This is a genomic window from Hydrogenophaga sp. GW823-FHT04C09 (assembly GCF_058796355.1).
On record NZ_JBXAIO010000007.1, the window covers coordinates 176,608 to 198,667 of the forward strand.

At 66.3% G+C, this 22,060-nt stretch carries 19 protein-coding genes and 1 pseudogene; 17 read left to right on the plus strand and 3 right to left on the minus strand.

Annotated elements, in window-relative coordinates; genetic code table 11:
• Positions 1-246 precede the first annotated feature (246 nt).
• The 5 genes from AC1Q9M_RS19480 (at position 247) to AC1Q9M_RS19500 (ending at position 6,310) form a co-directional block, all read left to right on the plus strand.
• Positions 247-1,107 carry an N-formylglutamate amidohydrolase gene (locus AC1Q9M_RS19480; RefSeq protein WP_492435278.1) on the plus strand — a complete coding sequence of 287 codons (861 nt, stop codon included), beginning with the start codon at positions 247-249 and terminating at the stop codon, positions 1,105-1,107.
• A gap of 158 nt (positions 1,108-1,265) precedes the next feature.
• The gene (locus AC1Q9M_RS19485) at positions 1,266-2,867 is read left to right on the plus strand and encodes an ABC transporter substrate-binding protein (protein WP_492435280.1); all 1,602 of its coding nucleotides are present in this window, start codon (positions 1,266-1,268) and stop codon (positions 2,865-2,867) included.
• Positions 2,868-2,883: 16 nt separating this feature from the next.
• On the plus strand, positions 2,884-3,858 hold the full coding sequence (locus tag AC1Q9M_RS19490) for an ABC transporter permease (protein ID WP_492435282.1): 975 nt from the start codon (positions 2,884-2,886) through the stop codon (positions 3,856-3,858).
• Positions 3,855-4,697: an ABC transporter permease gene (locus AC1Q9M_RS19495; RefSeq protein ID WP_492435283.1), complete on the plus strand. Its 843-nt coding sequence runs from the start codon at positions 3,855-3,857 to the stop codon at positions 4,695-4,697. The genes AC1Q9M_RS19490 and AC1Q9M_RS19495 overlap by 4 nt, the downstream gene beginning before the upstream one ends.
• Positions 4,694-6,310 (plus strand): ABC transporter ATP-binding protein, encoded by a 1,617-nt coding sequence (locus tag AC1Q9M_RS19500; RefSeq protein ID WP_492435285.1) that lies wholly within the window; start codon positions 4,694-4,696, stop codon positions 6,308-6,310. Before AC1Q9M_RS19495 ends, AC1Q9M_RS19500 begins: the two co-directional genes overlap by 4 nt.
• Positions 6,311-6,359: 49 nt before the next feature.
• On the opposite strand, the gene AC1Q9M_RS19505 is transcribed toward AC1Q9M_RS19500, so the two are convergent.
• Positions 6,360-7,088, minus strand: coding sequence for a GntR family transcriptional regulator (locus AC1Q9M_RS19505; protein ID WP_492435287.1), 729 nt, complete (start codon positions 7,086-7,088; stop codon positions 6,360-6,362).
• Positions 7,089-7,516: 428 nt separating this feature from the next.
• On the opposite strand from AC1Q9M_RS19505, the pseudogene AC1Q9M_RS19510 reads away from it, so the two are divergent.
• Positions 7,517-7,600: pseudogene (locus AC1Q9M_RS19510) on the plus strand (XRE family transcriptional regulator); the annotation flags it as partial.
• A 2,791-nt stretch (positions 7,601-10,391) separates the two neighbouring features.
• On the opposite strand, the gene AC1Q9M_RS19515 reads toward AC1Q9M_RS19510, so the two are convergent.
• Positions 10,392-10,871, minus strand: a complete 480-nt coding sequence (locus AC1Q9M_RS19515; RefSeq protein ID WP_444687993.1) for a cupin domain-containing protein — start codon at positions 10,869-10,871, stop codon at positions 10,392-10,394.
• A gap of 192 nt (positions 10,872-11,063) precedes the next feature.
• Here AC1Q9M_RS19515 and AC1Q9M_RS19520 point away from each other — a divergent pair, with 192 nt between their 5' ends.
• Positions 11,064-12,608 carry a methyl-accepting chemotaxis protein gene (locus AC1Q9M_RS19520; RefSeq protein WP_444687994.1) on the plus strand — a complete coding sequence of 515 codons (1,545 nt, stop codon included), beginning with the start codon at positions 11,064-11,066 and terminating at the stop codon, positions 12,606-12,608.
• Here the strand turns inward: AC1Q9M_RS19520 and AC1Q9M_RS19525 are convergent.
• Positions 12,589-13,254, minus strand: a complete 666-nt coding sequence (locus AC1Q9M_RS19525; protein WP_382322861.1) for a phosphatase PAP2 family protein — start codon at positions 13,252-13,254, stop codon at positions 12,589-12,591. The two genes, AC1Q9M_RS19520 and AC1Q9M_RS19525, sit on opposite strands and share 20 nt — an antisense overlap.
• A gap of 241 nt (positions 13,255-13,495) precedes the next feature.
• On the opposite strand from AC1Q9M_RS19525, the gene AC1Q9M_RS19530 reads away from it, so the two are divergent.
• Genes AC1Q9M_RS19530 through AC1Q9M_RS19575 form a run of 10 tightly spaced genes read left to right on the plus strand, consistent with a single transcriptional unit; the run spans position 13,496 to position 22,060 of the window.
• Positions 13,496-13,735 (plus strand): acyl carrier protein, encoded by a 240-nt coding sequence (locus AC1Q9M_RS19530; RefSeq protein WP_382162947.1) that lies wholly within the window; start codon positions 13,496-13,498, stop codon positions 13,733-13,735.
• A 2-nt stretch (positions 13,736-13,737) separates the two neighbouring features.
• A complete protein-coding gene (locus tag AC1Q9M_RS19535) occupies positions 13,738-15,003 on the plus strand; it encodes a beta-ketoacyl-[acyl-carrier-protein] synthase family protein (protein WP_444687996.1) in 1,266 nt (421 codons plus the stop codon).
• 25 nt (positions 15,004-15,028) lie between these two features.
• Positions 15,029-15,313, plus strand: coding sequence for a phosphopantetheine-binding protein (locus AC1Q9M_RS19540; protein ID WP_291114403.1), 285 nt, complete (start codon positions 15,029-15,031; stop codon positions 15,311-15,313).
• Position 15,314: 1 nt separating this feature from the next.
• Positions 15,315-15,977 carry a COG4648 family protein gene (locus tag AC1Q9M_RS19545; protein WP_444687997.1) on the plus strand — a complete coding sequence of 221 codons (663 nt, stop codon included), beginning with the start codon at positions 15,315-15,317 and terminating at the stop codon, positions 15,975-15,977.
• Positions 15,974-17,329, plus strand: a complete 1,356-nt coding sequence (locus AC1Q9M_RS19550; protein ID WP_444687998.1) for an AMP-binding protein — start codon at positions 15,974-15,976, stop codon at positions 17,327-17,329. The genes AC1Q9M_RS19545 and AC1Q9M_RS19550 overlap by 4 nt, the downstream gene beginning before the upstream one ends.
• Positions 17,316-17,624: an ApeI family dehydratase gene (locus tag AC1Q9M_RS19555; protein WP_382162937.1), complete on the plus strand. Its 309-nt coding sequence runs from the start codon at positions 17,316-17,318 to the stop codon at positions 17,622-17,624. Before AC1Q9M_RS19550 ends, AC1Q9M_RS19555 begins: the two co-directional genes overlap by 14 nt.
• Complete coding sequence (locus AC1Q9M_RS19560) at positions 17,621-18,526, plus strand: lysophospholipid acyltransferase family protein (RefSeq protein WP_382322867.1); 906 nt, start codon at positions 17,621-17,623, stop codon at positions 18,524-18,526. The genes AC1Q9M_RS19555 and AC1Q9M_RS19560 overlap by 4 nt, the downstream gene beginning before the upstream one ends.
• Positions 18,523-19,086: a LolA-related protein gene (locus AC1Q9M_RS19565; protein ID WP_382322868.1), complete on the plus strand. Its 564-nt coding sequence runs from the start codon at positions 18,523-18,525 to the stop codon at positions 19,084-19,086. Before AC1Q9M_RS19560 ends, AC1Q9M_RS19565 begins: the two co-directional genes overlap by 4 nt.
• The gene (locus tag AC1Q9M_RS19570; RefSeq protein ID WP_382322869.1) at positions 19,083-21,425 is read left to right on the plus strand and encodes an MMPL family transporter; all 2,343 of its coding nucleotides are present in this window, start codon (positions 19,083-19,085) and stop codon (positions 21,423-21,425) included. Before AC1Q9M_RS19565 ends, AC1Q9M_RS19570 begins: the two co-directional genes overlap by 4 nt.
• On the plus strand, positions 21,422-22,060 hold the full coding sequence (locus AC1Q9M_RS19575; RefSeq protein WP_492435293.1) for an alpha/beta fold hydrolase: 639 nt from the start codon (positions 21,422-21,424) through the stop codon (positions 22,058-22,060). The genes AC1Q9M_RS19570 and AC1Q9M_RS19575 overlap by 4 nt, the downstream gene beginning before the upstream one ends.

Sequence of the window (22,060 nt, forward strand, 5' to 3'; positions counted from 1 at the left end):
GAAAAAATCTGTCATGACCTGACATTTCGGCATCGTTTGAGGGCATTTTCCCAAGGGCATTGCACCAAATGATGGCACAAAAAATCCGAGCAGGTGCAAAACTGAAATGCAGGAGCTCGCCACAAGTATTTGTGAATATTTTCGAAAATATCCATATAATTTCGATAACGGCGAGGTCTTTCACGCCTTGTGATGGCGTTGGCAGGCGTTGGAGCCGTTGTCCATTCATCTACTGGAGTTTTCGTCATGAGCATCTTTCACGAGGCTGGTCTGTTCCGGCGGTTCGAGCCAACTGGTAAGCGCGCGCCCGTCTTTGTCGACGTCTCACGCAGCGGCCGCGAATACCCTGAGGCGTTCCGTTCCATGGTTCCCTTCACCACGCTTCATGACAACGTGTCCATGTACGTGGATCAACTCTGGAGCGCTGCGCCAGGCCTGGGCGCCCCGCTGCTCTACGCGCAGTTCCCCAGTTTCTGGATCGACGCCAACCGCAACGAGGCCGACATCGACGCCGAGCTCATTGACGGCGTGTGGCCCACGCCGCTGGAGCCAAATGGGTCGAAAACAGGCCTCGGTTTGTTGAAGGCGAAGTCACGCTATGGCGAACCAGTGCACGAGCGCAAGCTCACGGTGGCCGAGGTCATGGAGCGCCTCGACGGCTACCACCGTCCGTACCACGCGGAACTCAAACGCAACCTCGAGGCGCTCAAGGCCGAGTTTGGTTTTGCTTACCACCTCAGCTGCCATTGCATGTCCGCCGTGGGTGCGCCGACCCACCCGGACGCCGGTCAGGAGCGCGCTGATTTCTGCCTGGGCGACGTCAACGGCACGAGCGCATCGCGCGAGTTCATTGAGTGGGTTCAAAAACTGATCGAGCAGCGTGGCTACAGTTGCACCATCAACATGCCGTACTCCGGCGGTGAGATCAACGCGCGATACGGTGCGCCGCAAGACGGCATCGAAAGCATCATGGTGGAGATCAACAAGAAGCTGTTCATGGACACGAAGACCTTCCGCAAGACGGAGAACTTCGCCAAGGTCCAGCAGGACGTCACCCTGATTCTTCAAGAAATCATCGCGCAGGCACGCGCGAAGGCCACCCGGTAACGGCGTGCCGAACATGGCGCACCGCCCAAGGTGTGCCATGTTCGAAAGCGGCCTGCGGCGACCCGGATGGCCCGCGCAAGACCGCGCACAGGATTCGCCATCGATGGCGCTGCCATCGACCCCACTTCGCCCCCTATCGACATGAACTGGAGCACGAGATGAACGCACCCTTGACCGGACAAAGCCGCCGCGAATTCCTGATGGCCGCCGGCACCGCATCGGCCTTGATGGCACTGCCCCCCGGAGCAGCCTACGGCCAGCAACGCGCGCGCACGCTGAACGTGGTCTGCCATCCCGAGCCCGCTGTCGTCATGCTGGGCCTGAGCCAACAGGCGCCCACGCAGCTGGTGGGCGGCAAGATTTACGAAGGCCTGTTGAACTACGACTTCGACCTCAATCCGCTGCCCAGCCTGGCCAAGAGCTGGAAGGTGTCGCCCGACGGGCTGACCTACGAATTCAAGCTGCAGGAAAACGCCTTCTGGCACGACGGCAAACCCTTTACCTCGGCCGACGTGATCTTCACGACCCGCGACTACCTGCCCAAGGTGCATTCCCGTGCCCGCAACAACTTCTCCAACGTGGAAGAGTGGTTGGCTCCGGACAAGCACACGGTGGTCTTCAAGATGAAGCGCGTGTTCGCGCCGTTCCTGGGCGCCTTCCAGGTGGGCAGCGCGCCCATGGTGCCCAAGCACATCTACGAAAACACCGACTTCCGCGCCAATCCGGCCAATGCGGCGCCCGTGGGCACCGGCCCCTTCAAGTTCAAGGAGTGGGTGCGCGGCAGCCACATCCAGCTCGTTCGTAACGAGACCTACTGGTCCGCGGGCCTGCCCAAGATCGACGAGATCATCTTCAAGATCATTCCCGACGTGGCCGCGCGCACCATGGCACTGGAGTCGGGTGCGGTGGACATCGCCACGTCGTTCGACCTGGAGCTCTTCGATATCCCGCGCCTGCAGTCCAACAAGAACCTGGTGCGTGTGGACAAGGGCGGAGAGTTCTTCGGCCGCATGGGCTGGCTGGAGATCAACCACCGCGTCAAGCCGCTGGACGACAAGCGTTTCCGTCAGGCGCTGATGTACGCGATCGACCGCGAGTTCATCGTCAAACGCATCTGGTTCGGCGTCGGCAAACCCGCGGTCGGCCCGTTCACGAGTGCGACCCGGTACCACAACGCCAAGGCGCGCAAGTACAACCTCGATCTCAAGAAGGCGGACGCCTTGCTGGACGATATGGGCCTCAAGCGGGGCGCCGGCGGCAAGCGCGTGACGCTCAAGCTCCTGCAGTCCCCGTACGGCGGTCCCTGGGCGCGCCTGGCCGAGTACATCAAGCAGGCGCTGGGTCGGGTGGGCATCGAAATCGTCATGGAGTCCACCGACGCTGGCGCGTTCGCGCAGCGTGTTTCCAACTGGGACTTCGAGCTCACGTTCAACATCCTGCTGCAGTTCGGTGATCCGGCGCTGGGTGTGTCGCGCTCCTACGTGTCCTCGAACATCCAGAAGGGGATCATGTTCTCCAACACCATGGGTTACCAGAACAAGCGCGTGGACGAGCTGTTCGCCGAGGGCTCGGCCACGGTGGATGACGCGGCCCGCAAGAAGGCCTACGACGAGGTCCAGGACATCCTGCTCGATGAGGTACCGGTGGTCTGGCTGATCGAGATGCTCGAGCCGACCTTCCACAACCGCCGCGTGAAGGACGTGATCACCGGGTCGATCGGTACCTACGACAGTTTCAACCGAGTCCGTCTGGACACTTGAGCGGAGCACCATCAGGATGGAGCGTTTCGAATACATCGCCAAGCGATGCGTCAAGGCGGTGTTTCTCATCGTCCTGATCGCCCTACTCAACTTTCTTCTGATCCGGATGGCGCCCGGTGACCCGGCGTTCGTGATCGCTGGCGAATCGGGCTCGGTCGATCCTCTGTTCATGGCGCAGCTGCGCGCCGAGTTCAAGCTGGACCAACCTTTGTGGGCGCAACTCTGGGCGTACCTCAAGGATGTGCTTCAGTTTGATCTGGGGTACAGCTACCGCAACAAGGCCGAGGTGATCGATCTGATCCTGGCGCGCCTGCCCGCGACGCTGCTGCTGACCGGCACCGGCTTCCTGCTGGCGATCGTTGGTGGCGTGCTCATGGGCGCGGTGGCCGCGCGCACCGTCGGCCGCTGGCAGGACTCCACCATCGGCCTGATCTGCATGACGATCTACGCCATGCCCTTGTATTGGGTCGGTCTCGCGCTCGTGCTGATCTTCGCGGGTTGGCTCGAATGGCTCCCTGCCTTCGGCATCGGATCGGTGCAGCCTCTGGAAGGCTGGGACTTTGTCTGGGACCGCATCACCTACCTCACGCTGCCCGCGCTGACGCTCGCGCTTCACTACATCGCGGTCTATGCGCGGCTCACGCGCTCCTCGATGCTGGAGGTGCAGAACCAGGACTTCGTGAAGCTGGCGCGAGCCAAAGGACTGCCGCCGCTGCGCATCACCACCGCGCACGTGCTGAGGAATTCGCTCTTGCCCATCGTGACCTTTGCGGGCATTCAGGCGGGCAACCTGATTGGTGGCTCCATCCTGGTGGAGACCGTCTTCGCCTGGCCGGGCATCGGGCGGCTGGCGCTCGATTCCTTGCTGGTGCGCGACTACAACACCTTGCTGGGTGTGTTCTTCCTCTGCAGCGTGATGACCATTGTCTTCAACCTGATTGCCGACGTCGTCTACTCCATCATCGATCCGCGGATCGACATTCAAAAATGAAGAAGCTCTGGCAACGCTATTGCGAAAGAAAGACCTCCGTCGTTGGCCTGGTGCTGCTGGTGCTGATCACGGTCGTCGCCCTCATCGCGCCGTGGATTGCGCCGCACCAACCGTGGGACATCGTTGGCACGCCGTTCTTGCCGCCCTTCGAAGACAGCGCCCACCTGTTGGGCACCGACACACTGGGGCGCGACATCTTCTCGGGCATCGTGCACGGCACGCGGATCTCGCTCACCATCGGCCTGGTGTGCATGATCGCCACCGTGATCCTGGGCCTGGCGCTCGGCGCCGTGGCGGGCTACTACGGCAAGTGGATCGACGACGTGCTCATGCGCAGCACGGAGTTCTTCCAGGTGCTGCCCAACTTCGTCTTCGTGGTGGTGCTGGTGGCGATCTTCAGGCCCAGCATCGGCTCGATCTTTCTCGCCATCGTGATCGTGAGCTGGCCGCCCGTGGCCCGTCTGGTGCGAAGCGAATTCCTGTCGCTTCGTTCACGGGAGTTCGTGGAAGCCGCCGTGGCCGTGGGCCACACGAACCGCTGGATCATCTTCAAGGAAATCCTGCCGAACGCGCTGTCGCCCATCGTCGCGATGTCTTCGCTGATGGTGGCCAGTTCGATCCTGCTGGAATCCGCCGTCAGCTTCCTGGGGCTGGGTGACCCCAACCTCATGACCTGGGGCTACATGATCGGCACGGGGCGCACGGTGATCCGGGGTGCCTGGTGGATGAGCGTGCTGCCGGGCGTGGCGCTGGTGTCCACGATCCTGATCATCAACGTCGTCGGCGAAGGCCTGGGACGTGCCTGGAACCCCCGACTCTCGAATGGAGCCGCACGATGAGCAACACGCTGATCGAAATCAAGAACCTTTCGATTGCCCTGCCCAAGGGGCTCGACCGCGAATTCGCGGTGCGGGACGTTTCACTGACGGTTGATCGCAACGAGATCGTGTGTGTCGTGGGCGAGTCCGGATCGGGCAAGTCGGTGACGGCGCAGATGCTCATGGGCCTGCTGCCGCCCACACTGCCGCTGGTCAATGGCACCGCGTCTTTCAAGGGCGTGAACCTTGCCACGCTGACAGAGAAGGAGCGCAGGGCGCTGCGCGGCGATCGGATGTCGCTGATCTTCCAGGAACCCTTGTCCGCGTTGAACCCCGTGATGACCGTGGGCGAGCAGATCGCCGAGGTGTTCCGCTACCACCGGGATGACACGCAGGATGTGCGAAAGAGGGTGATCGAGCTGCTGGCGGCGGTGCGCTTGCCCAACCCGGAAGCGGCGTACGACAGTTACCCGTTCCGGATGTCGGGCGGGCAACGTCAGCGTGTCGTGATCGCCATTGCGCTGGCTCTGCAACCCGACCTGCTCATCGCCGACGAGCCGACCACCGCGCTCGACGTCACGACGCAGGCGCAGATTCTCGAATTGATCCGCACCCTCCAGCGCGAACGCCAGATGGGGGTGATGTTCATCACCCACGACTTTGGGGTGGTGGCCGACATCGCCGACAAGGTGGTGGTCATGCGGCACGGTGAAATCGTGGAGCGGGGCGCAGCGTCCGAGGTGCTTGGAAATCCGCAGCACGGGTACACGCAGGCGTTGATCACGGCGGTGCCGCGCCGACGCGAGCATTCCTTGTCTGAAGTCGCGCGCGGGGAGCCCCCGGTGCTCCGTGTGCGGGGCATGCGCAAGTTGTATCGAACGGGAGGTGGCTTGTTCAAGCGTGCCACCGAGGTGGTGGCCGTCAACGACATGGACCTGGACCTGCAGCCAGGAGAAACACTGGGCATCGTGGGCGAGTCGGGATCGGGCAAGTCGACGGCGGGGCGCTGCATCATGCGGCTGATCGAGCCCGACGCGGGCCGCATCGAGATCGCGGGGCAGGACACGTCCGGCCTGGGTGTGCACGCGATGAAGCCCCACCGCCATCTGGTTCAGATGGTTTTCCAGGATCCCTATGCCTCGCTCAACCCGCGCCGCCAGGTGGGCGAGATCCTGTGCTCGGGCATGATCAACAACGGCATGGCGCAGGCCGACGCGGAGCGGCGCGCGCGCGAGCTGCTTGAGCTGGTCGGGTTGACCACCAGTGCGTTCAGCCGCTATCCCCACGAGTTCTCCGGCGGACAGCGCCAGCGCATCGGCATCGCGCGGGCATTGGCGCTCAAGCCCAGGCTGTTGATCGCCGACGAACCCGTTTCAGCGCTGGACGTGTCGATCCAGGCCCAGATTCTCACGCTGCTGCGTGAGCTGCGTGAGCAGTTCGGCCTGTCGATGGTCTTTATTACGCACGACCTGCGTGTGGCCTCGCAGATCTGCGACCGGATTGCGGTCATGCAGCGCGGTGTGGTGGTGGAGCAGGGTGCCACCGAAGACATCTTTGACTCGCCGCAGCATCCCTACACCCAGACGCTGATCGCGGCCATGCCGGGGCGTTTGTCTCCCCTGGCCGTCCTCTAGGGCGACCAGCGCGGCGGAACCCGCGGCGTGTGCCGCGGGCCGCCACCGACTACGCCGGAGCGCCAGGCCGAGGAAAGATGGCCGCCAGGATCGGGGCGCTGGCCAGTGCAATGTGACGGCGAAGCAGCATGCACGCCATTTCCACGTCCCTTTGCACCACTGCCTCCATCAGCTGTTCATGGCCCACGAACACCTCGCTGCCCGACGACTTGCCGGGATAGGCCAGGTTTCGGTACCGCGCGGAGTGATCCCAAAGGGTGTGCTGGAATTCCTGGAGCATCGGCACCTTGGCGGGGGCCAGTAACGCGAAATGGAACTCACGGTGCGCCGCTTCCCATTCCGGGGTGTAGGGGCCGGGGTTTGGCTTGTTCTGCGACGCCTTGCGCAAGGCATGGAACGCCTCCACCACCTGCGCCTGCCATGCCGAACCGCCCTCGGCAAAGGCGCTGCGCAACACCAGCGACTCGATCTCCATGCGCGTGGCGATCACCTCTGCCAGGTGCGTGGGCGAAACGGGCGCCACCGCAAAACCCTTGCGGTCCTCGACCACCACCAGCATGGAGGCAGACAGGCGGTAGAGCGCTTCCCGCAATGGCGTCATGCCGATGCCGTAGCGTTCCTTGAGGGTGTCGAGCTTGAGCCGCTCTCCCGGTCGAAGCACGCCGAAGACGATGTCGTCGCGGATCCGGTCGTGGATCTTCGCCGTCAACGTGGACGTTGACTGATTTGATGCCCCTGCCCGCTCTTCCAGGCTGCGCTCCAGAAAGTCCCCCGCCATTGCTCACTCCGTTGGTTTATTTTCGAAAAGTTTTGGCGCTATAGATGCCCAAGGCTTTGCGGGAGGTGCCCGTACTTAACTCCGTATGCCCGAGACGCTTGCTTCTATGCCGGTGCTCGATTGTAAATGTGAGCTTGAATTCATAATTTCGAAAATACCTAAACATTATCGAAAATAGACGGTGATTCAGCTGCTCATCTGATCTAGCTTGGTTAAGCAGCAGGCAAGTGTTGACGTGCTGCATGTCCTTACAACAGCGCAGCGAATGCAATGAAGGACTTGCTCGGTGTGTTGAATTCCACTGATCTCTGGGCGCATGGATGTTGTCTTCCACTGAAAACTGACCCAGTTAGAGCAGCAATTTCCATTGAAAGCTGACCCACGTAAGAACCCTATCCTGCTGCTTTTAGCAGCAGGAGATTTCAGGAGTGATAGACGTGGCGACACTGAGTGTCATAAGACGCTGGGCACTGCGCGAGCAGATGGCAGTTTGTCCGCTTGCGGATTTGACGTTGCGCCTCCGCCAAGCTCAAGCGGCAGGCTAATGCGTCGACCGAACTGGATGCGCGCAAGCTCCTCTGCCGATACGGACCAAGACGGCAGCCGGTCGCTTCGTGAAGCGGCTGCAATGCCAGGTAACACCACCGAGTTCTCGATGTCGACGAGTCTCGCGAGCTCAGTGATCGATTCGAGACGATAGCCTCCATCCATCTTGATGCCGAGGTGCTCGAGCAGCGGCTTGAATAGCGATGCGGCCAAAGCCGATTCGCGACTTGCGCCTTCGCTGCGCTTGAGTGCGAGCAGGATCGGAAACGATCGTGGCGGCAAAATGAACCAAGCGAACGGCAAGCCGTCAACATCGGTCCTCTCGGGCCTGAAACCCACGTACGCCACGTTGGTGCGGAGGTGGTACGTCAGTCGTTCCTTGTTTTTTGCGGTGATGCGAAGCAGGAATCTGGTGTCGGTGATCCGGGAGTTGAGGCAAAGATCGAAGGCGAGCAGCATCTCCTTGAGTTCGTGCGGCATCTTGGACACGGGCGGCGCATGGGAAAAAATTTGATCGAGCGATCTTCTCAATCTCTCAAGCCGATTGGTGATGCCAATGCAGTCTTCATGAAATGCCGGCCGCTCGACAAGCAGATGGCGCGCCGCAAACCGCGATCGCATGCGAACGCCATGAAGCTTGAAGATTGCTTCGGCCATTTCCTCGTAAGCTTCGTACCAAACGACGCCGTTAGCGCGAGGCAGGCCCTTGGAGTCAAAGATCATCTCGCGACCCAGTTCTGTCCATCGATTGGCGTCGATGTTCATAAGGGCGTCGGCATGGGACAGGTGATCTTTGACCTTCTCCTCCTCACTCGAAGCATGCCCATCTTGCGAATGACCTGACTGCTGCTGCGCAGCCACATTTTCGGCCAGATTCTTTCGTACCCAATCGTTGATTTGCTCGTGAAGATGAGCTCGGGCGTCTCTCTTGGCCCGAAGCCTCGTCTCTCGTCGGGCGCGCTGGCGCTGCTCGGAACCAAATTTCGGCAGCTCGATGGGATGCGACGGGGCCTTGATTTCGAGATAGCTGTGGCCTGAAGCGAAGCGTGGAACGGCAATGTTCAGTGGTTCAAGCGCTTTTTCAAGCGCGCTGCGCCACTGCTCCTCGTCATGAGCCCAACAACGCGTGGAGTGATCGCCAAAAGTTGCGGCGCCGGCCTCAGCGTGGCCCAGTTGTGCCGCCACCAATTCTTCGTCGAGTCCGATCGTCCGCAGGCGCGTGGCCATGCGATGTCGAAAAAGATTCCACGGAAGTGGCCAGTTGAAAAGATCGGTGTCACTAAGACCTTCCTCGTGCACTTCGTTGATCACGATCATGCCATCGCGTTTGGCATGAAGATGAAAAAAGAAGGGCAGCGGGGATCGACTCGCCGATTTTAACTGGCCGTCGATGGACTCAATGAGTGGGTCCAGGTGGTCATGCCCAACGCGCTGAAGGTGCTCATGCAGCGAGCGAAGATAGGGCAAGTAAAGGTTTTCGAGCATCTCGACCACCAATGAGGGGAGGGGGACGAGCCTGCCCCAGCGGCCGCGCGTGCGGTAGGCAACCGCCTTGTCATCGATGAAGAGCCTTGCGAGGTCCAGATCGAAGTCCGCAGCTCGTTCGAAAACTGAACTCACCGGGCGAGCGGCCGTACACGCGAGAAGCACAGCGATGCTGTAAGTCGTGATCTGATTGTGAAGTTCAATCCAGCTTTGCGCTCTGCTGTTCGACATGGCGGACGTCAGCTGATGGTGGGCCTCGTCAAATGCCACTCTCAGCTGAGCGTCATCTGGGTCAAGATCGCTGCCCAAGCCGTTGCAGTCGTCCGAGTTAGTCGGTTGAACAAGCAAAACGCCAGGTGCAATGCTCGCGAGCGCCGCATTTGCTTGTCCGACGGTCCATGAGGCATACCAACCGGCCGCAGGCCTGACGGCGTGCTCGGGTACAAGCAGCATGCGCGCCATGACGGCACTCTGCGTCTCGTCGAACACAATCTGCTCAGCAGTGTTCCCCAACAAGCCATGGGTGACATGTTCAAGACCGGCGGTCCGGGCGCACAACTGGTTAAAGGCTGTCCAGGGTGTGTCCGCTCGGTCGCGCGGCCACAACTCACCCAGCTCCTGCGCTTCTGGTTTCGCGGCAAGTGCCAACTGAAGCGCTGCGATGAGCGAGGAGGAGATTTCCACCGTCTGAGCCTCTGCGCGGGGTCGGATCCAGCCCGCGTATCTTTCTTGCCGGGCTAGCCTCTTGGATAGGTCGCGCGCGTGGTGGCCAGCTCAAGGTCGCGGGTGATGGTCAATAGTCGATGCCGCGATGCCCAAGCATCGATGCCGTCTGTAGGCGGGGAAATGTTCAAGTGCGGGCCTAAAGTAGGGTAAGGGTCCCCCTTCTGGCGCGTCTCCAGCGCGGCATAAGTCCGCGCCAAGTGTCATGGCTTGAGCAAGGCTTCTCCTCGTACAGGCGCCATGTCGGGGATCGAATTCCGTCTCATCGGCACTTATAGCGGCTAATAAAATGTTAAGAACAATATTTACCTAAAACACTCCGAAGCCAATCCCCGCCAGCCGCACCAACCACGTTCAAGCCCTTGAGTTGCCTCAAGGGCTTTGTCGTTTCCGGGGAGGCTCTTTCGAGGGTTGCTCACAGCTGCTGTGCCCAAGGGTGTGGACAACCCCTGGGACAACTGCCGCAGGCCGCGGCCCGCCTGGCGGCGCGAGCGATGCTCAAAAAAAGAGCATGACGAAGCGGGTCTGACCGTGCCCGCGGCGCCGATGTCAGTACGGCCGCCCGTCCTTGTGCGTGAAGGCCCAACGGCCGTCGACCTGCACGGCCCGCAGGTCGTCTTCGGGGTAGCTGACCTCGTCGCCTTCGCTGCGGTCACCCACCTCCAGGTACAGCACCGGCTCATCGGTTTCGTTCACCAGCTTGTGGCCGTTGCCGCTGCCGGCCGGAAAACCCGCGCACATGCCGGGCGACAAGGGCGTGGCGCCCTCGTCGGTGTACAGCGTCGGGTGCCCGACCAGGATGTAGACGAACTCGTCCTGCCGGCTGTGGGCGTGGCGCAGCGCCGACACCGACTTCGGCGGCAGGGTCGTGTGGTTGACCCCGAAGTGTTTCAGGGCAAACAAGTCGCCCAGGGGACGCTTGACGCGCCCGGCCACGCGGGCCGCAAAAGGCTCGGGGTAGTTCGAGGGTTTGGTGCGCGCCGGGGCGTCGGCGGCCACCACGGCCAGGGGTTTCGAGTCGGTGGGCATGGGAAGGCATTGTGGGCGGGCGCTGAAAAGCGGGCAAGAGCGGGCCCTCTTCGGCGCATCGCCGCCAGGCGGGTGGCTCAAGATCGTGGCCAATCCGCCGATGCCCTGGGGGTGGTGGCGCTGGGCCATGACCGCCAAAAGCGGGCTGGCCCGGGGCGCCGATCCCCTTACTCCTCCAGAAAGTTCTCCCGCATGAAACTCAACGACATCAAGGTCGGCAGCCGCCTGGCCATCGCCTTCGGACTGGTTCTGCTGATCACGGCCCTGATGGCCGGCATCGGCGTCTGGCGCCTGCAGGAGCTGGTGCAGACCACGCGCACGCTGGCTGGGGAAGACAACGAAAAACTGCAGCTGGCCGCGCGCTGGCGCCAGACCATCGACATCAACTGGGTGCGCACCCGCGCGGCCATCCTGGATTCCGACACCAGCCGCATCGCCACGTGGCAGGCGGACATGGACGAGACCTCCAAGATCTCGCAGGCCTCGCGCGATCGCATGGTCGAGCTGGTCAAGTCCGACACCGGCAAGAAGATGATCGCCGACATCGACGCCGCGCGCGAGGCCTACCGCACGCCGCGCGGTGTCGTGATGAAGGCGCGCATGGCCGGTGAAGACATGAGCGCCGCGCTGGACCGCGACCTCAGACCCCTGGCCGAGGCCTATATCAACACCATCCTGAAACTGGAGCAGCGCCAGCAGGGCATCTACGACGCGGCCTTGAAAGAAGCCGAAGAGATGGCTGCGAATGGCCGCACCATCCTGATCATGGGCGGCGTGCTCGCGACCCTGCTGGGCGCGGCGGCCGCCTTCGTGCTCAGCCGTTCGATCACCGTGCCGCTGCGCCAAGCCGCCGAAACCGCGCGCCTGATCGCCGACGGCGACCTCACGCGCGCCATCCCCGCCGAGGGCCGCGACGAAGCCGCCCAGTTGCTGCAGGCCCTCAAGGGCATGCAGGACAGCCTGGGCCGCGTGGTCTCCAACGTGCGCGGCAACGCCGAGGGCGTGGCCATGGCCAGCGCCGAGATTGCCCAGGGCAACAACGACCTGTCGGCCCGCACCGAGCAGCAGGCCAGCGCGCTGGAGGAGACCGCCGCGTCCATGGAGCAGCTCAGCTCCACCGTGCGCCAGAACGCCGACAACGCGCAGCAGGCCAACCAGCTCGCGATGAGCGCCTCCACCGTGGCCACGCAGGGGGGCGAGGTGGTCGCCCAGGTGGTGGACACCATGCGCGACATCAACGACAGCAGCCGCAAGATCGCCGACATCATCGGCGTGATCGACGGGATCGCGTTCCAGACCAACATCCTGGCGCTGAACGCGGCGGTGGAAGCCGCGCGCGCCGGCGAGCAGGGCCGGGGCTTTGCGGTGGTGGCCGGCGAGGTGCGCAACCTCGCGCAGCGAAGCTCGGAAGCCGCCAAGGAAATCCGCGGCCTGATCACCGCCAGCGTGGAGCGCGTGGAGCAGGGCAGCTCGCTGGTCGACCGTGCCGGCGTGACCATGACCGAGGTGGTGAACTCGATCCGCCGCGTCAACGACATCATGGGCGAGATCAGCGCGGCCAGCCAGGAGCAGAGCTCGGGCGTGGCTCAGGTCGGCGAGGCCGTCACGCAGATGGACCAGGCCACGCAGCAGAACGCGGCGCTGGTGGAAGAGAGCGCGGCCGCGGCCTCCAGCCTCAAGACCCGCGCCGAGCAGATGGTGCAGGCCGTGGCGGTGTTCAGGCTCTCGTCGGGCTGAGCCAGCGGCGCAGCGACAGCCAGGCAAAGACCGCGCCCACGGCGGCGCCGGCCAGCACGTCCAGGAACACGTGCTGGCGGATCGCCATCGTGGACCAGACGATCACCCCGCAATGCAATACGCTGAGCCAGCGCAGCGCGGCCGGCGCGCCGGTCTCCCGGAAGATGCGCTGGAACCAGAAGGCCGAGAACACCGCCGAACCCACGTGCAGCGAGGGACAGGCGTTGCCCGAGGCGTCGATGCCTTTCAGGAAGGCCAGCCGGGGATGCTGGGACCAGTCGATGTCGGTCAACGGTGTCTGGGTCGGGGCCAGCCAGAACAGCGCCAGGCAGAACACGCACAGCGCGCCCACCCACAGGCCGTAGCGCAGCAGCTCGCGCAGGTTGGGCAGCAGGGCCGGTGCCAGCGACACGTAGACCCACAGCGACACGTAGGCGTAGAAGGCGCCGGGCAGGAACGGTACCCAGTCGTCCACCACGAGCATGGGCATCATGAGCGGTTCGGCCATCGGGTGGTGCAGCACCCAGAAGTAGGCCTGGAAGAACAACACCATGAACGCCATGGTGCCGAAGGCCTTGAGGTACCACAGCGTGACGAACCGGGACAGGAGCTGGCGGTACCAGGCGCGTTCGGTGGGGGTGGGCATGGGTGTGGGTGGGGCCGGCGCAGGGGGCCGGCCTAATGTACGACACGCGTGTGACAGCCGGCCTTCCTGTAGCCCCTTTGTATAATCCCATGCCCTGTGAAGCAAGGGCGGCGCGCCCGCCCAAGGCCGTACCAGAACCCCAAGACGGTCTTTGCTTCGGAGGAGTTCCCCCCATGTTCGTTTTTGCGCATCGGCTTGCGTGCAGGCCCCACCGTGCCAGTCTCATCCTTGGGCAATTTTCATGAGCTCCACTGAACTGATCCGCACCTTCCTCGTCGACCGCCTGGGTGTCCAGCCCGATCAGGTGCTGCCCGAGGCCTTGCTGGCCGAGCTCGGGGTGGACTCGCTGATGCTGGCCGAACTGATGTTCGAAGCCGAGGACCGGCTGGGCATCGACATCCCCTCCGACGTGCAGCCGCCCAAGACGGTGGCCGAGATGCAGGCCGTGATCGATTCGCTGGCCGCGCTCAAGGCCGGTTGAACATGCGCCCCCACCGCGTCGCGATCACCGGCATCGGGGTGATCAGCCCCTACGGCGGTGATGCCCGGGATTTCTTCGAACGCCTGCTGGCCGGGGAATCCGCCGTGCGCCACCTGCGGGTGACGCAGGACCTGCCGCGCCCGCTGTCCCACCCGTTCGTGGGCTGCGCCGGCTTCGACCCCGAGGCCGCGCTGGGCAAGCCGCTGGCGCTGATGATGGAGCGTTTCGCCCAGCTCGGCGTGGCCGCGGCCTTCCAGGCCTGGGAGCAGGCCGGCCTGCCGCGCCAGGCCACGGACACCGAGGGCGCCGAGCGCGAGGCCTGGGGCTGCATCTGGGGCACCGCCCTGGGCGGCCTGGAGGCGCACGAGCGCGGTGGCCGCGATCTGTGGATCCGGGGGCGCGAGCGCGTCTCGCCGCTGTCGGTGGTGCAGGGCATGAACAACGCGGTCAACGCCCACATCTCCATCCAGCTCGGCCTGGGCGGCGTGAGCACCAGCCACACGGCGGCCTGCGCGTCCTCCAGCATCGCCATCGGCGAGGCCTTCCGGCGCGTGCGCAGCGGTGAGACCACGGTGATGGTCACCGGTGGCTCCGACGTCTGCCAGTCCTACAGCGTGTTGCGCGCCTGGGACGCCATGCGCGTGATGGCACCCGGCGACGCCGACACCGCGCCCGCCGCCTGCCGCCCGTTCGCGGCCGACCGCGCCGGCCTCGTGCTCGGCGAAGGCGGGGCGGCGCTGGTGCTGGAGGCCTGGGACCACGCGGTCGCCCGCGGCGCGACCATCCATGGTGAAATCGTGGGCTATGGCACCAGTTGCGATCACAGCCACCTGGTCCGCCCGCACCGGCAGGGCCAGGTGCGCGCCCTGCGCGCCGCGCTGGCCGACGCCGGCCTGGCGCCGGCCGAGATCGGCTACGTCAACGCCCACGGCACGGCCACCCCCGAGGGCGACCCGGTGGAGGTCGCGGCCCTGTGCGAGGTGTTCGGCGACGGCGCCGCGGAGTTGCCCGTGAGCGCCACCAAATCCATGCACGGCCACCTGCTCGGCGCCGCCGGCGCGATCGAGGCCGTGGCCACCGTGCTGGCGCTGCGTGAGCAGGCCATCCCGCCCACCGCCCACCTGGCCGGTCGCATCGACCCCGCCTGCGAGGGCGTGGACCACGTGCTGCAAGGCCGCCGCCAGGTGCCGCTGCGCGCGGCGCTGTCCAATTCCTTTGCCTTCGGTGGCAGCAACGCCGTGCTGGCGTTCCGCGCGCCGCCCCTTTGAAGACCCCTTTTCCCGAGTGACCGTCATGACCCAACCCGTCTCCCCTGAAACCGTCGATGCCCTCTGGCCCGAGGTGGTCGCGCTGATCATCGAAGCCCTCAACATGGAGCTCGCGCCCGCCGAGGTGGATCCCGACGGCCCCTTGTATGGCGACGGCATGGGCCTGGACTCCATCGACATGCTGGAGATCTCGCTCGTCATTTCCAAACGCTATGGCTTCCAGATGCGTTCGGACAACGAGGACAACGAGAAGATCTTCGCTTCGCCGCGCGCCCTGGCCGCCCACATCGCCAGCCAGCGCACCCAGTGAGATGACCGCTTCCACGCTGCTGCGGGACCTCGGCGCGCTGCTCCTGATGGTGGCCTGGGTGATCGCGGCGCACGTGGGCAGCAACGGCTGGGGCAATGCCGACTTCAACGCCGCCGTGGCCGTGCTGCCCATCGCCGTGGCCGTGCTGATGGCGCTGTGGCGGCTGCCCCATTGGGCCGTGCGCGGGGCCGGCGTGCTGGCGCTGGGCGCCTTGCTGGCCTGGCTCTGGCCGCGGCTGCGCCACAACGTGGCCCTGCTGTACTACATCCAGCACCTGGGCATCCACATCGCGCTGGGCGTGCTGTTCGGCAAGTCGCTGCTCGGCCCCGGCGACGCCCTCATCACCCGCATGGCGCGGCGCATCTTCGGGTCCGAGCTGTCCGAGCGCAAGCTGCGCTACACGCGCGGCGCCACGCTGGCCTGGACGATCTTCTTCTTCGCCAACGCGCTGGTCTCCACCGGGCTCTTCATCTGGGCGCCGCCAGCCATCTGGTCGATCCACGCCAACGTGCTGACCGGTCCGCTGATCGGCCTCATGTTCCTGGGTGAGCACCTCGTCCGCCTGCGGGTGCTGCCGCCGCACGAACGCCCGGGCCTGGCCGACATCCGGCGGGCCTACCAGCGCGAGTCGGCGCGCCGCAGCGCCGCGCCACCGCCGCCATGAACGACACGACCCTGCCGCTGATCGGGGCCCACGGGCTCGACGATGTGTTCGCCTGGCGCGCGCAGGGCGCGGTGCGCGTGCGCGAATTCCTGGCCGACGCGCACGCGCTCGCCGCCCGCCTGCCCGAGGGCGGCTGGCTGCTCAACGTGTGCGAAGACCGCTACCACTTCGCCGTCGGTTTCGCCGCCGGCCTGCTGGCGGGCAAGGTCAGCCTGCAGCCCTCGTCGCAGTCGCCCGAAACGCTGCAGCGCCTGGCGGCCGACTACCCCGGCGTGTCCTGGCTGGGCGACCGCCCCGGGGCGGTGCCCGACCTGCCCGGCCTGGTGTTCCCCGATCTTGCCGTGCAGCCCCGGCCCGAGATCCACGACATGCCCCGGCTGGACGCCGAGCGCGTGGTCGCCATCCTGTTCACCTCGGGCTCGACCGGCCTGCCCCAGCCGCACCGCAAGACCTGGGGCAAGCTGGTGCTCAACGGTCGCGCCGAGGCCACGGCCCTCGGCCTCATGCAACGGCCGCAATCCATCGTGGGCACCGTGCCCATCCAGCACAGCTACGGTTTCGAGTCGACCTTTCTGATCGCGCTGCACGGCGGCTGCCAGTTCGCGGCCGGCAAACCCTTCTACCCGCAGGACATCGTGGCCGCGCTGGACGCCGTGCCGCGCCCGCGCATGCTGGTGACCACGCCGTTCCACCTCTCCGCGCTGCTGGCCTCGGAACTGCCGCTGCCGCCCATGGACCTGGTGCTCTCGGCCACCGCGCCGCTCAGCCCCGATCTCGCGCGCCGCGCCGAAGAACGCTGCGGCGCGCCGGTGCACGAGATCTACGGCTCCACCGAATCGTCCGCGCTGGCCAGCCGCCGCACGCTCGATGGCGCGGCCTGGCGGCTCATGGAGGCCGTGCACCTGGAGCACGAGGGCGACACCACCTACGCCAGCGGCGGGCATGTCGAAGGCCGCGTGCCGCTGGCCGACATCATCGAGTCCGGCACCGAGGGCTGCTTCCTGCTGCACGGCCGCCATGCCGACCTGATCAACATCGCCGGCAAGCGCACCTCGCTGGCCTACCTGAACCACCAGATCGGCGCGCTGCCCGGCGTGGTGGACGCGGCCTTCTTCCTGCCCGATGAGCTCGGCGACGACGGCGTGACGCGCCTGACCGCCTTCGTGGTCGCGCCCACGCTGGACGCCCGCGCGCTCATGGCCGGCCTGCGCCAGCGGCTGGACGCGATCTTCCTGCCGCGCCCGCTGGTGTTCGTCGAGGCGCTGCCGCGCAACAGCACCGGCAAGCTGCCGCGCCAGGCCTTGCAGGCGCTCTACACCGAGAAAGTGGGCCCTGGCCATGGACGCGGCTGAGTTCCACTGGGCCGTGCCGCCCGACCACCCGGCCTTCGCCGGGCACTTCCCGGCGCGCCCCATCGTGCCGGGCGTGGCGCTGCTCGATCAGGCGATCGTGTTCGCGGGACAGATGCGCCAACGCCCGTGGCAGGGCGGGTGGCAGGTCGCGCAGGCCAAGTTCTTCGTGCCGGTCGGGCCGTCCCAGGTGCTGCGCTTCGCGCTGCAGACCACGCCGCGCGGCGCCATCGCCTTCAGCGTGAGCTGCGAAGGCCGCGAAGTGGCGGCGGGCAGCCTCGTGCCCCCGGCGCCATGAGGGGCGACACGCCACCCGAGTGGATGCGCCAGCGCGAACGCAGCCACCTTGGCGCGCTGCGCTTCATGGTCTGGCTCTCGCTCACGCTGGGCCGCCCCTTCGGCCGCCTGGTGCTGCGCTTCGTCACCCTGTACTTCGTGCTCTTCTCGCCCCGCGCGCGCCGCGCCGGCCGCGACTACCTGCGCCGCGCGCTCGGCCGTGCGCCCACCTGGCGCGACGGTTACCGGCACGTGTTCAGCTTCGCGAGCACCGTGCACGATCGCATCTACCTGCTCAATGACCGCTTTGATCTGTTCGACATCACGTTCGTGGGCGACGACGCGCTGCACGATATCTTGCAGCGCCAGCGCGGCGCCCTGCTGCTCGGCGCCCACCTGGGCAGCTTCGAGGTCCTGCGGGTGATGGCGCATGCCCGGGCCCACGTGCCCGTGGCGATGATGATGTACGAGGACAACGCGCAGAAGATCAACGCCATCCTCAACGCCATCAAACCGGGCGCCCAGCAGGACGTGGTGGCGCTCGGCCACCCCGATACCATGCTCAAGGCGCGCGACAAGCTCGACGACGGCCACCTGGTCGGCCTGCTGGCCGACCGTTCCCTCGCCAACGACAGCACGGCAGAATGCATGTTTCTGGGCGCGCCGGCGCGGTTCGCGGTCGGGCCCTGGCGCATGGCCGCCATGCTGCGCCGGCCGGTGTTCTTCATGGCCGGCCTGTACTTGGGCGACAACCGCTACGAACTGCGTTTCGAGCTGCTGGCCGATTTTTCCAACGTCGAGCGCGGCGAGCGCGACGCCGCCATCGCGCAGGCCATGCAGGCCTATGCCGACCGCCTGAGCGAACTCTGCCGCCGGGCGCCTTACAACTGGTTCAATTTTTACGATTTCTGGCAACGCACATGATCCGACGACTCTTCTGCGGCCTCGCGCTGCTGGGCTTCACCGCCCTGGCGCACGCCGCCCTCGACCTCGACCAGCTGATGGCCGAGCTCGCCCGCAACCCCGGCGGGCAGGCGAAGTTCGTCGAGAAACGCCACCTCGCGCTGCTCGACAAACCCGTCATCGCCACCGGCGAGATGCGCTACACGCCGCCCGACCGGCTGGAGAAACGCACACTCACGCCCCAGGTCGAGACCATGGTGCTCGACAAGGACACGCTCAGCGTGGAGCGCGACCGCCGCCGCATGACGATCCGCCTGAGCGCGCGCCCCGAAGTGGCCGCCTTCGTGGACAGCATCCGCAGCACGCTCGCGGGCGACCGCGCCGCGCTGGAGCGCCACTACAAGCTCTCGCTCAGCGGCAGCCTGGAGGCCTGGGTGCTCGTTCTGGTGCCCAACGACGAGCGCATCACCAGCCTGCTCAAAAGCATCACCGTCAAGGGCGTGCGCCAGCAGGTGCTGGGCATCGACTACCTGCAGGCCGACGGCGACCGCACCGAAATGACGATCGAGCCGACGCCATGACCCGAAGCGTGTGGCGTGCCCTGCTGATCTGGCTGGCGGCGATGGCCGTCGGTCTGGGCCTGTTGTGGAACACGCGTTTCTCGGCCGACGTCTCCTTCTTCCTGCCGTCCAAGCCCACGCCCGAGCAGTCGGTCATGGTGGACCAGCTGCGCGAGGGCGCGGTCTCGCGCCTGCTGATGCTGGCCATCGTCGGCGGCAGCGCCGACCAGCGCGCCGACGCCTCGCGCGCGCTGCGCGCCTCGCTCAAGGACGAGCCCAGCCTGGACACGGTGCAGAACGGCGAGGCGGAGGCGCTGGACGCCGCGCGCGATTTCCTGCTCGACCACCGTTACGTGCTCAGCGGCGCCGTCACGCCCGAGCGCTTCAGCGTGGAGGGCCTGCGCAGCGCGGTGAACCACAGCGTGGACCTGCTCAGCTCCTCGGCCGGCCTGCTGTTCAAGCCTTACCTGGCGCGCGACCCCACCGGCGAACTCGTCGAACTGGTCTCGGGCCTGAACGCCGGCGTGCAGCCCAACGAACAGGACGGCGTGTGGGCCTCGCGCGACGGCGAACGCGCCATGCTGGTGGTGCAGACGCACGCGCTGGGCTCCGACACCGACGGCCAGGCCGCCGCCATCGACCTGATCCGCGAGCGCTTCGCGCAGGTCGTGCAGCAGCAGCCCGGCCTGCAGGCCCTGACGCTGGAGATGTCCGGCCCCGGCCTGTTCGCGGTGCGCGCGCGCGCCACCATCCAGGAAGAGGTCAGCCGCCTCTCGCTCATCAGCACGGCCATCCTCGCGGTGATGCTGGGCTTCGTCTACCGCCGTGGCCGCCTGATGTTGCTCACGCTGGTGCCGGTGCTCAGCGGCACCCTCGCGGCCATCGTGATGGTGGGCCTGGTGCACGGCACCGTGTTCGGCATCACCGTGGGCTTCGGCGCCGCGCTCATCGGCGAGGCGGTGGACTACGCCATCTACTACTTCGTGCAGTCGGGGCGGCAGGGCGTGGGGTCCTGGCGCGAGCAGTACTGGCCCACCATCCGCCTGGGCGTGCTCACCTCGGTGCTCGGTTTCGGCGCGCTGCTGTTCTCGGGTTTTCCGGGCCTGGCGCAGCTGGGCCTGTACGCCATCACCGGCGTGCTCACGGCCGCGCTGGTCACGCGCTACCTGCTGCCCCAGCTCGCGGGCCCGGGCGTGCACCTGCACGACGGCGCGCGCCAGGGCCGCCTGCTGCGCCCGCTGGTGGACCATGCCACCGTGCTGCGCTGGCCGTTGCTGGCGCTGGTGCTGGTCTCGTGCGTGTACCTGGTGCAGGAGCGCCACGATGTCTGGCAGTCCGACCTGTCCGCGCTGTCCACCGTGAGCCAGGCCGAAGGCGAACTCGATGCGCGGCTGCGCGGCGACCTGGGCGCGCCCGATGCGCGCTACATGGCCGTGATCACCGCGCCCGACCGCGAGAGCGCGCTGCAGGCCGCCGAGCGCGCCGGCGCGAAGTTGCGGCCACTGGTCGAGCAAGGCCTCATCGGCGGTTTCGACACCCCGGCACGTTTCCTGCCGAGCGAGGCCACGCAGGCCGCGCGCCGCGCCAGCCTGCCCACGCCCGACGAACTGCGCGAGCGGCTGCGCAGCGCGCTGGTGGACGCCCCGCTCTCGGCCGATCGCCTGCAGCCCTTCCTGGACGACGTGGCCGCCGCGCGCAGCGCACCGAACCTCACGCGCCAGGACCTCGAGGGCACGGGCCTGGGGCTGGCGGTGGACGCGCTGCTGATGCAGCGCCCCAGCGGCTGGAGCGTGCTGCTGCCCCTGCGCCCCTCGGCCGAGGCCACCGGCGCGGACATCCCGGTGGCGGCCGTGCGCGAGGCGCTGGCCGGCAGCGGCGCGCTCTTCATCGACCTCAAGGGCGAGTTCGACACGCTCTATGGCGAGTACATCGACGAGGCCATCGTGCTCTCGCTCGCGGGCTTTCTCGCCATCGTCGTGGCCATGGCCTTCGTGCAGCGCAGCGCGCTGCGGCTGGCCAGCGTGATGCTGCCGCTGGTGATGGCGGTGCTGGTCGTGATCGCCGGCCTGCACTTCTTCGGCGTGCGCCTGCACCTGCTGCACCTGGTGGGCATGCTGCTCACCGTGGCCGTGGGCTCCAACTACGCGCTGTTCTTCGACCGCCTCGCGCTCGGCGAGGTGCTGGACGACGAGACCCTGCTGTCCATCGGCGTGGCCAGCTTCACCACCGTCATCGGTTTCGGCGTGCTGGCCTGGTCGACGGTGCCGGTGCTGCACGCCATCGGCGTGACGGTGGGGCCGGGCGCGGTGCTGGCCCTGGTGCTGTCGGCGGCCTTCGCCGTCAGAAGGCCCGCGCCGTGAAGGCCTTGCGCACGGTCGGCACCTCGGGCGCTGCGCCGCAGCTGCTCGTGATGCTGCCCGGCGTGGCCATGCGGCCCGAAGAGCTCTTCGAGGCCGGCTTCGCCGACGCCATCGAACGCCGGGGCCTGGCGCTGGACCTGCTGGCGGTGGACCTCAGCGGGCTCGGGCTCGACGCCGTCGACACCTGGGACGCGTTGCAGCACCAGGTGCTCACCCCGGCGCGCGAGCGCGGCGCGCGCGTGTGGCTGGGCGGCATCTCGCTCGGTGGCATGGTCGCCATGGCGCACCTGGCCGCGCGGCCCGGCGTGGCCGACGGCCTGTGCCTGCTCGCGCCCTACCCGGGCAGCCGCCCGAGCGTGAACTTGATCGAGCGCGCCGGGGGCATCGATCGCTGGCAGCCCAGCGCGCAGGACCTGCAGGATCCCGAGCTGCGCGTGTGGCAGTGGCTCCAGAACCCGCCGGCCGAGCTGCCGGTGTTCGTCGGCCACGGCACGGAAGACCGGTTCGCCGCGCGCATCGCGCAACTGGCCGAGCGCTTCCCGGCCGCCTCGCGCCACACCGTGCCGGGCGGGCACGACTGGTCGGCCTGGCGGCCGCTGTGGGCGCGTTTCCTCGATGCCGGGCACTTCCACTGA